Origin of the sequence: Nonomuraea sp. NPDC049684 (genome assembly GCF_044465345.1) — a bacterium.
GTDB lineage: Bacteria > Actinomycetota > Actinomycetes > Streptosporangiales > Streptosporangiaceae > Nonomuraea.
The window spans coordinates 45928-58718 of record NZ_JBITLO010000029.1 but is presented as its reverse complement, the minus strand read 5'-3'; the positions used below and the strand labels follow the sequence as shown (position 1 = coordinate 58718).

Here is a 12791-nt window from a genome sequence, read left to right as displayed (position 1 = left end):
CCGACCCGATCCGAGCACGAGCAGTAGTCAACGACAACATCAGGGGGTCAAGATTCAACCGTCGTTAGGGGGTCAGAATTCGGCCGTCGTTGACACTGGTGGATATGTCCGTTGTCGAGCAGCGGTATCGGGCTGTGCTGGCGGTCCTGGCCGGCGCGTCGGTGACCGAGGTCTCCCGGGAGGTCGGGGTGGCGCGGCAGACGTTGTCGGGCTGGGTGTCGCGTTATCGGGAGTCGGGGCTGGGCGGGCTGGTGGATCGCTCGCGGCGGCCGCATTCGTCTCCGTCACAGATGCGGGCGGAGGTGGAGGTGCTGGTATGTGAGCTTCGGCGGCAGCATCCGCGGTGGGGTCCGGTCCGGCTGGCGCACGAGGCCGGGCGGCGCGGGATCGATCCGCCGCCGTCGCGGATGGGGGTGTATCGGGCGCTGGTGCGTCATGGGCTGATCGAGCCTGGTGCGGGGCGGCGTAAGCGGGTCTATCGGCGCTGGCAGCGTGCGGCGCCGATGGAGTTATGGCAGATGGACATCGTCGGCGGCGTGTTCTTGGCCGATGGGCGTGAGGTCAAGGTGGTGACCGGCGTCGACGACCACTCCCGCTTCTGCGTGATCGCCAAAGCGGTGGTGCGGGCCACCGGCCGGGCTGTCTGCCTGGCCTTCACCGAGGCGCTGTGGGCGTTCGGAGCGCCGGGTGAGGTGCTGACGGACAACGGCAAGCAGTTCACCGCGCGGTTCGGCCATGGCGGTGAGGTGCTGTTCGACCGGATCTGCCGGGACAACGCCATCGTGCACCGGCTCACCCAGCCGCGCTCGCCCACCACGACCGGGAAGGTGGAGCGCTTCCATCAGAGCATGCGCCGCGAGCTGCTGGATGACGCCGGCCCGTTCGAGGACCTGGCCGCGTTCCAGGCCGAGCTGGACGCGTGGGTGGCCCATTACAACACCGCCAGACCGCATCAGAGCCTGGACATGGCCGTCCCGGCCGACCGGTTCACGCCGGTGGGCGAGGCCGAGCGGGAGCTGCTGCCGCTGCGCCTGCCGACCATCCTGACCGCCCAACCAGACCCGGCACCTGCCACGGACGATGCAGCCGACGCCGCTGCTGCCGGGCCGAAGCGCCCCAAACCCAGCAACGAGGACACGCAGGTGGCCAGGCGTCCGACGAGGTCGGCGGCGTCCTGGTCGGGCGGCCCTATCGAGTTCGACCGGGTAGTGCCGGGTAGCGGCAATCTGGGCGTGGCCGGCAAGCAGTTCTGGCTCGGCCCGGCCCGCGCCGGTCAGGTGATCACCTTCTGGGCGGACGTGAACGTGATCCATTTGCTGGTCGGCGGAGCGCGGCTCAAAAGCCTGCGCTCACACCTGTCGACCAACGACCTGGCCCGCCTGTTCGCCGATGGTGGCCGCCCGGCCGGGCCGTCGCCGCTGCCGCAGGCCGAGAACGACGCCGTGGTGGAGGTGGAGCGGACGGTGAACAAGTACGGCATGGTCAGCCTGGCCGGCCGCTACCTGCTGGCCGCCGAGATCCTGGGCGGGCGTCGGGTCACCATCCGGATCGAGGAGAAGACCCTGATGTTCCTCGACCCTGACACCCGGCAGCTGCTGCGCACGCGGCCGAACCCGTTGATCTGGCAGAGGTGCCTGATGCTGCGTGGTGCTCGCCCTGCCGGCCCGCCGCCTGTCCCGGAGCGGTCGCCGATCACGGTGCAGCGGCGTGCGAGCTCCTTCGGCGTCATCATGGTCACCCGGCAGACCGTCTCCCTGGGCCGGCTGTATGTCGGCCGGGTCGTCACGGTGCACGTCAGCGACACCACTCTGACCATCGATCTGGACGAGGGGCCGCGTACCGTGCACCGCACCACCGACCTTCCGGTCCGCAACGTCAAAGTGCATCGGCCCCGCAAGGTCGACCATGTTTCCTAGATCACCTGTCGCCTATGTCCTGGGACAGAAACGTCAGGCATCTCATGGGACTAGACACGTGGATCACGCATCGTGGATCACGCATCTGACCTGCGAGCCTGTCTGATCGCCATCGTGCTCGGCTGTGGCTCCATGCCGGTTGTCTCAGGTCTCAGCCGATGTACGGGTCGGCTGCTTCGAGGTAGTGGTTGATGCGCATGCGCATTGACTGATCCATCGGGTGGCTCTTGATGTCCTGTCGCGCTACCCATCGGACCTCGCGGGACTCTGAGCTCGGAGTCGGCTCGCCCCCAGTCAGGCGTGCCGTGAGCACGATGGAGAACTCTTGCCGCGCCTCCCCGTTGCTGGTGTAGAGGATGACGTGCCTAGGGTCGCTGTACGTGCCGACGATCCCGGTGATCTCGCAGGTGATTCCTGTCTCTTCCAGGGTCTCACGGATGGCTGCGGCAGGGATGGACTCGCCGAGGTCGATGGCACCTCCGGGGAGGGCCCAGTTGTCGTTGTCGCTACGGCGGATTAGGAGCAGGGCGCCGGCCTCGTTGGTGACGGCCACATTGACCGAGGGCACGAGGCTGTTCGGCAGAGGGGCGTCTGGGTTGTCGTAGTAGTCGATCCGGCGGTTCATGCTCGGGGAGAGTACTCCGCCAACGTGCCGCGGCTCAGCTCTTCGTGGATTCGGCTTCGCCGGGTGGGCTGACGAAGCTGCCGAGGTTCGGCACGGTGTAGATCAGCCCTTCGTCGCGCAGCTGGCGGATCGCCTTGCGGATGGTGTCGCGGGCTACGCCGAACTCCTGGACGAGGCGGACTTCCGAGACGAGGTACTTTGGCGGGTATTCGCCGCTGCTGATGCGTCCGCGGAGGACGTCGGCGACCTGCTGCCAGCGGGGGCGATCCGGCTCGAATTCGATCACGAGGCCCAAGCGTAGAAAGGGGACTTCAAGGGTCGTCACTTGCCTATAGGGATCTATCGGTACCTCTCGGTATCCCTAGGGGTAGGCTCCGCGCGCAGCTTCTACGCTCGTGACATGGCGACCAAGAGTCACTGCCTGTAGCGCTTCGCGCCTGCTTCCCCGGCTGGTCCTTCTTCCAGAGTGACGCAGGCGCCTTCTATGGGAGTCGGAGCGGCGTACGGCTCAGCGACAAAGACGTTGACGCTGGGATGCGGCAGACGGTGAGCGCGGATGACCTGGAGACCTTCGTCAGGCTGCTTCTCGCGCAGGCGCAGTTGGGGGCCGAGACATGACCGTACCGTCGTGGCGCTTCGACCATCACAGCCATCACTTGGCAGTTCCTCAGGAGGATGTGCTTCAAGTGGCCTGGCAAGACGTTGTGCGGCGATGCGATCGGATCAGGGTCCATGAGCATACGTGCACCTGCATGCCTCCGATGTACGAGCTGTGCGCGGCCGGCGGGTTGTCGTTCATCCGACGCTTGTCATCGGACGGCCGTCCGCGCGTCGTTCAGACTGAATGGATGTCTGCTCGGGCTGCTCGGCGGCTGTGGATGCAGATCCTCACCGGCTACGCGCGTTGATCCATCGGCACCACTTCGCGGCCGTGGTAGGCGCTTGCGATTTGCTGCGCTATCTCTTCCGGCGCGATCAGGTCGGTTCGGTGTCGGTGATGGAAAGTGATCTCACCATGGGTGTGCAGGTCGGCGAATGCCTCGTCCCATGCTGCCAAGCGGTGTGGGGTGTCTATGTCGAGGCGCTGTCGCGAGCGTTCCTCGCAGACCGCCCGCGGCACCCACAGCAGGACGACCAGCCAGGCTGTTGCCTCGGTCAGCCGGCGGATGTCGGCGATGGTGCCCAGATGGACGATCGGTACCTGGCCGGACGAGACCAGTTCGTCGATCTGGTGGCGGTCGATGGCGTACGTGTTGCCGTAGCGGCGCGTCTCCAGGAGGAGGCGGCCGGCGGCTCGCAGCCTGGCCAGCTCCTCGACGGTGACGAAGTCGTACTCTGTGCCGCGCTGGTTGCCGGCTTTGAGCTTGCGCACCAGAACGAACCGCGGGTCGAGTCGGCCGAGGGCGGCGGTGATGGTGCTCTTGCCGCTGGCGGGTGGCCCGTACAGGACGATGCCCCTCATGTGAGGATCCGCTTCAGGGTCTCGCGGGTCTGGTCGGCAAGGCTGATGGCGGCGCCGAGGCGGTTGTCGACGGTGATGTGGGCGGTGGGCGGGCTGGTCTCGGAGTTGAGGCCGCTGACATACGTCTGCCAGTTGGCGAGCTTCCAGGCGTCTCGGGGCGCGCCGCGGAACTCGATGTACTCGCGCATGGAGTCGGCGTCGCAGCGCACCCAGACTACGGCCACGTCGATGCCCTTGGCCGCGCATCGGTTGGTGAGGCGGGAGATCCAGTCGGGGGATTGGAGTTCGGCAATGAATGGCGCCGCGAGGATGGCCGAGGTGCCGACTTTGAGGTTGTCGAACGCGTTTTCCATCAGGCACCGGTACTCCAGTGGGCGGACCTCGCTCAGGTACAGCTCGGTGTGCCGGTCGTGGGGGTCGCCGCCGAGGGAGACCAGTAGGCGCTCGACCATGGGCGGTCAGGGAGTCCTTGTCCAGGAAGGCCCAGCCGGTGATGTCGGACAGGAAGCGGGAGAACTCTGTCTTCCCGGATCCGGCGTAGCCGCCGACGAGGGTGAGGATGGGCTTGGGGCTGCCCTGGCCGTGGCGGCGTCGCCAGGCGTCCACGACTCGGTTGAGGAGGGCGTTCTGCTCACCGTTGGTGGGAGCACCGGAGACTTTGACGAGGGCTTGTTCGATCACCTCGGCGGCGGCGTTGTCCACGGCGGGTCGGTGGGCTGGGGCAAATCCGAGATGGAATTTTCCACTTCGGATATTTCGCCAGGAAGCGGCAGTCGGAAACCCAGTGTGGGTTCGTTTGCCTGGTATAGGAGACAATAGGCTCGTCGGTAGTGAGGCCCGGGATATACCGATCCCTGTTCGTGTGCCCAGAGTGTCTGGAAATTCGCGGCCGGCGCGGTGAGCCCGTGCCGGGCGGCGACCTGGCGTAGCTGGTCACCTGCGGCTTCGAGGGTGAGGCCGTGTGCTTCGCGGTACTGGCGCAGCAGCAGAGGTTGCCATCCGGGGCGGTGAATTGTCTTCATCGCATCCTTTTGCGCGCTTGGAGGGGCGGACATGTGTAAGCGCATGTGTAACCGCCGTGCAGGCAGCAATGCAGAAGCTTAGCTAACGCTCCGTGATACTCAACAGCGGCGATACGCGATGAACTAACGGCATCCCGCAGGGGATTACGAACCACCAGAAAGGGGGTGCCGAGAGTGAGGCCATTCGGTCGGAGGTGGAAGAGTTGGCCTGTCGGGTCAGCGAGATCGCTTCCGCTCTTGGAACACGGCCTTCTCCAGGTCGGCGATCCGCTCGCCGAGAGTCGCCAGAGTGCTCCGCATCTGAGAGAGCTGGTCCATGACGTCCGACGAGGCCGGCTCTTGGAGCGACTCCGCCGCGCCCTCCCGTACGAACACGCCCTTGCCCTGCTGGCCGACGATCAGTCCCTCGGTGCGGAGCACGCTGATCGCGGCCTTGACCACGCTGGCGGACACGTCGTAGCGCTGGCCGAGCTGGGCGGTCGAGGGCAGCGCAGCGCCGGGCGCGAGTGAGCCCGTTCTGATCTGCGTACGAAGGTCGTCCGCTATCTGGAGGTAGCCGGGGCGACCGCTCTTCTCGACCATGCCGCGCCTTCCGTGAGGTCGTCTGGCCTCTACTTCAGCACACCCCGCACGACATGCCAACCGAGTCTTCGTGGAATCCCTTGACAACTTAGAACGCCAAGTGTTCCATGAATACTAAGAGTCACAACGTCGCTACGTAAGGAACTCACGCCATGCGCACCGTCCCCATCCCTGTGGACACCAGCAAGCTCGCGATCACCTGCGTGAAGGCGCCGCGCCCGCGGCTGCTCAACAAGGACACCGGCGAGATCAAGACCGACAAGAACGGCAACACCGTCTACGAGGTGACCGTGTCGGTGGAGGACGAGTTCGGCCGCATCGAGCTCGTGAAGATCGGTATCAGCGGAGAACCGCCCATCAAGGCCGGTGACGCCGTCAACGCAGTCGGCCTTCTCGGTTACGTCTGGGAGATCGCCGGCCGTTGGGGGATCGCCTACCGGGCCGCCGCCCTGCTCCCGCAGCAGGAGGCGGCCAGTGTCTGATCAGCTCTACACGCTGCTCGGAGTCCTGGCCGCTGTCGCGGCCGGGCTCTGGGCCTGGCGCCGCTGGCACCACCCGTCGTTCTGGCTCGTCGTCGGCTATCCGCTGACCGCGATCAGCGTCCGGGCGTCCTGGCGCAAGGTCGCCCTCGGCTGCGGGCTGACCAAGAAACGGCAGCGGTTCTGGTTCACCACCGTTCCGGGCATGGTGGCCTCGACCGGCGTCGTCCGCGTGAGGCGCAAGTTCCAGCGCGTCGCCGTGGACACCAAGCCGTTCATGTGGCTGCCGCTGCCGACCCGTTACGGCTGGCGGGTCACGCTGCACACCCTTGAAGGCCAGATCCCCGCCGACTACTCCGACGCCGCCGAACGGCTGGCGCACTCCTGGGGCGTGCACGCCGTGCGCGTCTCCTCCGACAAGCCTGGTCGGGTACGGATCGCCGTCACCCTGCGCGATCCGCTGGTCCAGGTCGATGACCTGCCGCCCTCGACGGAGCTGCTCAAGGTCACCGTCGGTCGGCTGGAGACCGGTAAGCCATGGACCGTCGACTTCCGGACGGTCCCGCACTGGCTGAACGCCGGCGCCACCCAGTCCGGCAAGTCCAACCTGGCCAACGCGCTCATCGTCGGCCTGGCCCCGCAACCCGTCGCCCTGGTCGGTTTCGACCTCAAGGGCGGAGTCGAGTTCACGCCGTACGCGCCGCGGCTGTCCGCGCTGGCCACGAGCCGCGCCGAGTGCGGGGGACTGCTCGACGACCTGGTGGAGCTCATGACCGACCGGATGGGCTTGTGCCGGATGGCCTCGGCCCGCAACATCTGGCAGCTCCCGCCGGGCATGCGTCCGGTCCCGGTCGTGGTCCTGGTCGACGAGCTGGCCGAGCTCTACCTGATGGCCGACAAGTCGGAGAAGGACGAGATCGCCAAGACCTCGACCGCGCTGCTGCGGGTGGCGCAGCTTGGCAGGGCGTTCGGCATCTATCTGTTCTGTTGCGGTCAGCGCATCGGCTCTGACCTCGGTCCCGGTGTCACCGCCCTTCGGGCTCAGTGCTCCGGGCGGATCTGCCACCGGGTGAACGATCCCGAGACCGCCACCATGACCCTCGGCGATCTCGACCCGGCGGCGCTCGACTCGGCTCGCGCCATCGCCGCCGAGACGCCGGGTGTCGCCATCGTCGCCGGTCAGGACGGTCAGTGGTACCGGGCCCGGTCCTTCTACGTCAGCGAGCAAGTCGCCGAACACGCCGCCCACACCTACGCCGACAGAGCGCCGAAGTGGGCGGATGTCATGGCCGCACAACCTCACCAGACACCCGACTCCCAGACCGCCTGACTCGCCGGAGAGGAGGAGCAAGATGCGACGCTTCGCCGCCTGGCTGCTCGACACCGGCCCTGTCGTCGTCCTGGCCCTCATCGCCGGAGCTGGATCCTTCACCCACATCCGCGACACCGCTACCGAGAACGGCCAGCAGGGCTGGATGGCGTGGGCCATCGCCGTCTGCATCGACCTCACCTGCGTCATGGCCGCTCGCGAACGCCAGCGCGACAAGAAGACGGGCAAAGTTCGGCGCGGTCTCGTCTCCTGGCCCGTCCTCGTTCTGTCCGGCGGCGTCGTCCTGTCCTTGGCCGCGAACCTGCAACAAGCCGCTCCGACCGTCTGGGGCTGGATCACCGCCGCCACTCCGGCCGGCGCCTTCCTTGTCGCAGTCTCCATGCTCGAACGCCGCGCCACCACTGCCCGTACCGAACCGTCCCAGGACGTCCTACAGCCGTCCTCGTCCTGGGCAGAAGCGTCCCCGTCCGTCCCTGAGACGTCCCAAGCCGTCGCGTACGAGGACCGTCCCGCGCTCGTCCCTGCTGACGACGACGGTCCCGCTCCCGCACCTGCCCTGGTCGACTACGCCCGCCGCGTGGCCGCAGAACACCAGACCAAGCACGGCAAGCCCATCACCTGCGACCTGCTGCGCGCCCGCCTGGGCGTGTCCAACCAACTTGCCTCAGCCCTGCTCCGCACCCTGCGGGCCACACCAGAAATCCCTTGAGAGGAACGTCATGCCCGACTACCGCCGAGAACTGATCAACGGCCTGCTCAGCCTGGCCATCTTCCTGGAGACCCACCCCGACGTACCGGCTCCGCCCGACCCGACCCTCCACTACTTCTCCGCCCACGAAGCCGACGAGGACATGCGCGCCGAGATCGACCAGATCGCCGCCCGGATCGGATCACCCATCGAATTCGACAACTCGCCGTACGGCCACTACGCGACCTCCGTGCACTTCGGGCCGGTCGAATACCGGGCCGTGGCCATCCTCGCCGCCGCCCAAGCCCGCCACGACGCGGTGAACAGCTACCGCGACTCCATCCAGCACGACGAGATCTAGGAGATCACTAACATGCGTATCCGCCTCGAAGGAAACCGCGCGGAGATCACCCTCGGTCTGATCCATCTACGTGAGGTCTTCACCATCACCGCGATGTCACGGGCGTACCCGGACCGCGTCCACCCGCGCAAGTACCGCGTGTACGTCCGCATCGTCCCTCGGGACAACCGGTGACCATCCCGATCCCGCGCTACTGCTGCTGCACCTGCAACGGCACTGGCATCACCGACGACCAGACCTGCGCCGACTGCCACGGCAGCGGCATCGACAACCACGGCGCATAACGCGCAGCGCCCCCCGCCTGGCCACACATCCGCCAAGATCCGCGCCAGGCCGGGGGCCATCCACACCAGCGTCACTGGATAGGACGGAACCCATCTTGCCCCACCTTGCCCGCTCTCACGCGGTAGCCGGGATGATCGACCGGCTCCACCAACCCGACTACGACCGCTGGGCCCACCAGATCAAGCGCACTGGCGGCTGCCGACAGCCCATCCATCTGCGTGGCAAGGTCGAGCACTTCGACCAGGCCACCGGCCAACTGCTCCACCGCTACAGCACCAACCGGGAACCGGGCGGCGTCCTGCGCGTTCCGTGTAAGACTCGCCGCGCCTCCCGTTGCCCGGCCTGCGCCGAGGTCTACCGCGCCGACACCTACCAACTCGTCCGCGCCGGCCTCGTCGGTGGCAAGGGCGTCCCGGCGACGGTCAGCTCGCATCCGTGCCTGTTCGTCACCCTTACCGCGCCGTCCTTCGGGGCGGTTCACGTGCGGCGGGAGAAGAACGGCAAGGTCCAGCCCTGTCACGCCCGCCGCAACGCCCAGACCTGCCCGCACGGACAGCTCATGTCCTGCACCGACTGGCACCACGCCGACGACCCGCGTCTCGGCGAACCGCTGTGCCCCGACTGCTACGACTACGACGGCTCCGTCCTGTTCAACGCCATCAGCCCCGAACTCTGGCGCCGCTTCACCCTCGCCCTACGTCGCCGCTTCGCCCGCCTCAACGGCCTGACCGTCAAAGCCCTGCGCGACCAGGCGACCATCGCCTTCGCCAAAGTCGCCGAATACCAGCGCCGCGGCGTCGTCCACTTCCACGCCGTCATCCGCCTCGACGGACCCGACGGCCCCCACTCGCCGCCACCGGCCTGGGCCACCGCCGACGCCCTGGCCGACGCCGTCCAGCACGCGACAGCCGCCGTGACCGCCGAGATCAAGCCGCTGGGCCGAACGTTCCGATGGGGCAAGCAGCTCGACGTCCGCCGCATCACCATGAACGGCGACCTCACCGAACAAGCCGTCGCCGCCTACATCGCCAAGTACGCCACCAAGGCTGCTGAATGCGTGGGGACGTTGGACCGCCGCATCCAACCTCTCGACAACCTAGAAACACTGCCCGTTCGCGACCACGCCCGCCGCCTGATCGCCGCCTGCATGCGACTGGGCAGCGACGAGGACCTGGCCGACCTGCGGCTGACCCACTGGGCCCACATGCTCGGCTTCCGCGGCCACTTCTCCACCAAGAGCCGCCACTACTCCACCACCCTCGGCGACCTCCGCGCCGCCCGCGAAGAACACATACGAACAGAAGAGATCAGCCTCGGGCGGGTGCCGCTCTTCGACGAAGACACCGTCCTCGTCGTCGCTCACTGGGAGTACGCCGGACAAGGCCTCTCCCTCGGAGACCAACTCCTCGCGGCTGCACTCACTGGCACACCACTCGCCACGCAGTTGGTGACCGCCGATGAGTAGGCGCGACGAACTGCTGACCGTCCCGCAGGTTCTCGCCGAACTGGGCGGCGTCTCCCGGCGCACCTTCTACCGCTGGCGCGAGCTTGGCCGCGCGCCGGTCTGCGTCCAACTGCCCAACCTCGAACTCCGCGTCTGGCGGAGCGACCTCACAGCCTGGCTCGACTCGCGACGGGGGGCCGTATGAACACTACTTACGACGTGAAACTCGGCGAGATCCAGCACCGTACGGACCGTGAGACTCCTACATTCATCGCCCGCTGGCGGGTCGCGGGCAAGCCCAAGTCCAAGAGCTTCAGGACCAAGGGCCTGGCCAACGCATTCGTCTCTGACCTGCGCCAGGCTGCCAAGGCGGGGGAGGAGTTCGACATCGCCACCGGCCTGCCGGTGTCGATGCTCGCCGCCGGGTCCTCCGGGCCGTCCTTCCTGGAGTTCGCTCAGGCGTACGTTCTCCGGCGCTGGAACACCTCAGCGGCCCGGACCCGTGAGACGGACGCGTACGCACTCCTAACTCTGATTCCGGCCCTGGTGACCGACACACCTCGCCGTCCCGCCGCAGAAGAACTGCGGGAGGTCCTCAGGATTCACGGACTGCTTCCAGAGGGCAGACGTGCAGCCCTAACGACGGCCCAAGCAGCAGCATTGGCCTGGCTGCAGAGGGCATCACTCCCGCTCTCGGCACTGGGAGAGGCACACGTTCTGCGTACGGCCCTCGACGCCATCTCGGTCACCTTCGCCGACACTCCAGCGGGGGCGAACACGGTACGGCGCAAGCGCGCCATACTGCATCACCTGCTGGAACACGCAGTAGAGCAGAAGGTGTTCAACACCAACCCGCTGGACGAGATCAAGTGGACAGCCCCGAGGGCCGTCACAGTCATCGACCCTCGTACGGTGGTGAATCCCGCCCAAGCACGGCAACTTCTCAACGCCCTGCCCAAGGTGGGCCGCAAGCGAGGCGCCCGACTACAAGCCCTGTTCGCCTGCATCTATTACGCCGCTCTCCGGCCAGAGGAGGCGGCCGACCTCCGGCTGAAGAACTGCACGCTGCCCGAAACGGGCTGGGGCCTGATCGTCCTGGAGAAGGCCCGGCCCCAAGGCACAAAACGCTGGACCAACTCCGGCGAGACCCACGAGTCCCGCAGCCTGAAGCACCGCGCGGACAAGGAGACACGAGATATCCCCATTCCGCCCACCCTGGTCACGTTGCTCCGGGACCATGTCGCCGAGTACGGCACGGCCAAGGACGGCAGGATCTTCAGCACGGGCACAGGCGGCACCTACTCCAGTTCAGCGCACTCCTACGTCTGGCAGGAAGCCCGCAAGCGGGCTCTCACCCCAGAACAGGCCGCCTCCTCACTGGCAGCACGACCGTACGACCTCCGTCACGCAGCGGTCTCCCTCTGGCTGAACGCCGGCGTGCCGGCCCCCGAGGTAGCCAAACGAGCCGGCCACAGCGTCGACGTGCTCCTGCGGGTCTACGCCAAATGCATCGACGGGCAGCAAGAGCAGATCAACAGCAAAATCAACAACGCCCTCGACACATAACTAACTCTTGTCCCCTTTCGGCCCCGGATCTGCCGGGGCCCTTTCGTTTCACGCTGCTCGCCATGCCGCGTCGTTCCCACAGAAACCCATCACGCTGCGCCACCCTGTCATGCACGCGCAGCGAGAGGAGGACCATGCACACCGACCCCGACCACCCAGCGCTGCTCCCCGCAGAGCCACCCTCGCCGCGGCAACCGCCATACGGCCGGTCGCTTCGAAACCTTCCTCGGGTCCTCAACACGTCCGACGCCATCGACTGGCGAACATATTCACCCCCCGCCTCCCCCAAGCGATCAGGTATGCGAAGGCGAGGCCGCTTGATCCAGTCGGCGCTCATCGCCGGCCTCTTGGCCTGCGGCAGCTTCAGCCTCTGGTCGAGGGCATGGGGCAATGACAACGCGTCGCCTCGAACGACGGCTACCTCGACGCCGACACCCCACCCGAGCCTTGCTGACCGCCCTGCGGTGCTCACCCCGCCAGCGACGCACGCACGCGCATCCCATGCACCTCCACCTTCGACAGTGCCGCGGGCAGACCGCAAGCAGTCGAAGAACAAGATGAGGCGGCCCGGGAGTCACCATCAACCACAGGACTCGGCTGTGCCACCTCAGCGCTTTGAAGCCATCCCCCGGACATCGCACACGACGGCTGCGACGCCCCCTCGTCGTCTGAGGAGGCTCAGACCCATGATTCCTGAGGAACGCGACAGGACGAGCCCGGCTCCCTGGATCGCCACGAAGTGTGACGAGCTGTTTCCGCCTTCCCGATCAGAGTTCCTCATCCGCAATCGGGCATGTCACTTTCTCTACGGATAGCGCCTCATCCCCGATTGGAGCTGAGGAGGAGGGGGCGGAGTTGCCGGGCGAACTCGATGGCGTCTGCACGGTGATCTCGGCCCGGTGCCCCGCGGACTATTTGGATCTCAAGCATCTTGGAACCGTTACGCGTCCATGCGAGCGCCTTTGCTCCAGTCGGGTTTCCATCCGTGTCTTTTATGACTGCGCTATAGCCCGGCCCCGAGTCGATCGGCA

At 66.8% G+C, this 12791-nt stretch carries 14 protein-coding genes; 9 read left to right on the top strand and 5 right to left on the bottom strand.

Annotated features, from left to right (window positions below; genetic code table 11):
* The first annotated feature begins 104 nt into the window (after positions 1 to 104).
* Positions 105 to 1916: an IS481 family transposase gene (locus ACIBST_RS48450; RefSeq protein ID WP_397180211.1), complete on the top strand. Its 1812-nt coding sequence runs from the start codon at positions 105 to 107 to the stop codon at positions 1914 to 1916.
* Between the two features lie 151 nt (positions 1917 to 2067).
* On the opposite strand, the gene ACIBST_RS48445 is transcribed toward ACIBST_RS48450, so the two are convergent.
* From ACIBST_RS48445 to ACIBST_RS48425, 5 genes are all read right to left on the bottom strand, one after another.
* Positions 2068 to 2541, bottom strand: a complete 474-nt coding sequence (locus ACIBST_RS48445) for an NUDIX hydrolase (RefSeq protein ID WP_397180210.1) — start codon at positions 2539 to 2541, stop codon at positions 2068 to 2070.
* Between the two features lie 34 nt (positions 2542 to 2575).
* Positions 2576 to 2827, bottom strand: a complete 252-nt coding sequence (locus ACIBST_RS48440; RefSeq protein ID WP_357696295.1) for a winged helix-turn-helix domain-containing protein — start codon at positions 2825 to 2827, stop codon at positions 2576 to 2578.
* Between the two features lie 609 nt (positions 2828 to 3436).
* Complete coding sequence (locus ACIBST_RS48435) at positions 3437 to 4003, bottom strand: guanylate kinase (protein WP_397180209.1); 567 nt, start codon at positions 4001 to 4003, stop codon at positions 3437 to 3439.
* Entirely contained in the window at positions 4000 to 4455 is a 456-nt protein-coding gene (locus tag ACIBST_RS48430; protein WP_397180208.1) for a hypothetical protein, read from the bottom strand. The genes ACIBST_RS48435 and ACIBST_RS48430 overlap by 4 nt, the downstream gene beginning before the upstream one ends.
* A gap of 786 nt (positions 4456 to 5241) precedes the next feature.
* Positions 5242 to 5607, bottom strand: a complete 366-nt coding sequence (locus tag ACIBST_RS48425) for a winged helix-turn-helix domain-containing protein (RefSeq protein ID WP_357999276.1) — start codon at positions 5605 to 5607, stop codon at positions 5242 to 5244.
* Between the two features lie 152 nt (positions 5608 to 5759).
* Between ACIBST_RS48425 and ACIBST_RS48420 the strand changes: the two genes are divergently transcribed.
* From ACIBST_RS48420 to ACIBST_RS48385, 8 genes are all read left to right on the top strand, one after another.
* A complete protein-coding gene (locus ACIBST_RS48420) occupies positions 5760 to 6089 on the top strand; it encodes a hypothetical protein (RefSeq protein WP_357696286.1) in 330 nt (109 codons plus the stop codon).
* Positions 6082 to 7416, top strand: coding sequence for an FtsK/SpoIIIE domain-containing protein (locus tag ACIBST_RS48415; RefSeq protein WP_397180207.1), 1335 nt, complete (start codon positions 6082 to 6084; stop codon positions 7414 to 7416). Before ACIBST_RS48420 ends, ACIBST_RS48415 begins: the two co-directional genes overlap by 8 nt.
* A 22-nt stretch (positions 7417 to 7438) precedes the next feature.
* Complete coding sequence (locus ACIBST_RS48410; protein ID WP_397180206.1) at positions 7439 to 8125, top strand: DUF2637 domain-containing protein; 687 nt, start codon at positions 7439 to 7441, stop codon at positions 8123 to 8125.
* A gap of 10 nt (positions 8126 to 8135) precedes the next feature.
* Entirely contained in the window at positions 8136 to 8465 is a 330-nt protein-coding gene (locus tag ACIBST_RS48405; RefSeq protein WP_397180205.1) for a hypothetical protein, read from the top strand.
* Between the two features lie 12 nt (positions 8466 to 8477).
* Positions 8478 to 8639: a hypothetical protein gene (locus ACIBST_RS48400; protein ID WP_397180204.1), complete on the top strand. Its 162-nt coding sequence runs from the start codon at positions 8478 to 8480 to the stop codon at positions 8637 to 8639.
* A gap of 241 nt (positions 8640 to 8880) precedes the next feature.
* Entirely contained in the window at positions 8881 to 10215 is a 1335-nt protein-coding gene (locus tag ACIBST_RS48395; RefSeq protein WP_397180203.1) for a replication initiator, read from the top strand.
* Positions 10208 to 10399 carry a helix-turn-helix domain-containing protein gene (locus ACIBST_RS48390; protein ID WP_357999261.1) on the top strand — a complete coding sequence of 64 codons (192 nt, stop codon included), beginning with the start codon at positions 10208 to 10210 and terminating at the stop codon, positions 10397 to 10399. Before ACIBST_RS48395 ends, ACIBST_RS48390 begins: the two co-directional genes overlap by 8 nt.
* A 14-nt stretch (positions 10400 to 10413) precedes the next feature.
* Positions 10414 to 11760, top strand: coding sequence for a tyrosine-type recombinase/integrase (locus ACIBST_RS48385; protein ID WP_397180202.1), 1347 nt, complete (start codon positions 10414 to 10416; stop codon positions 11758 to 11760).
* The last annotated feature ends 1031 nt before the right edge of the window (positions 11761 to 12791 follow it).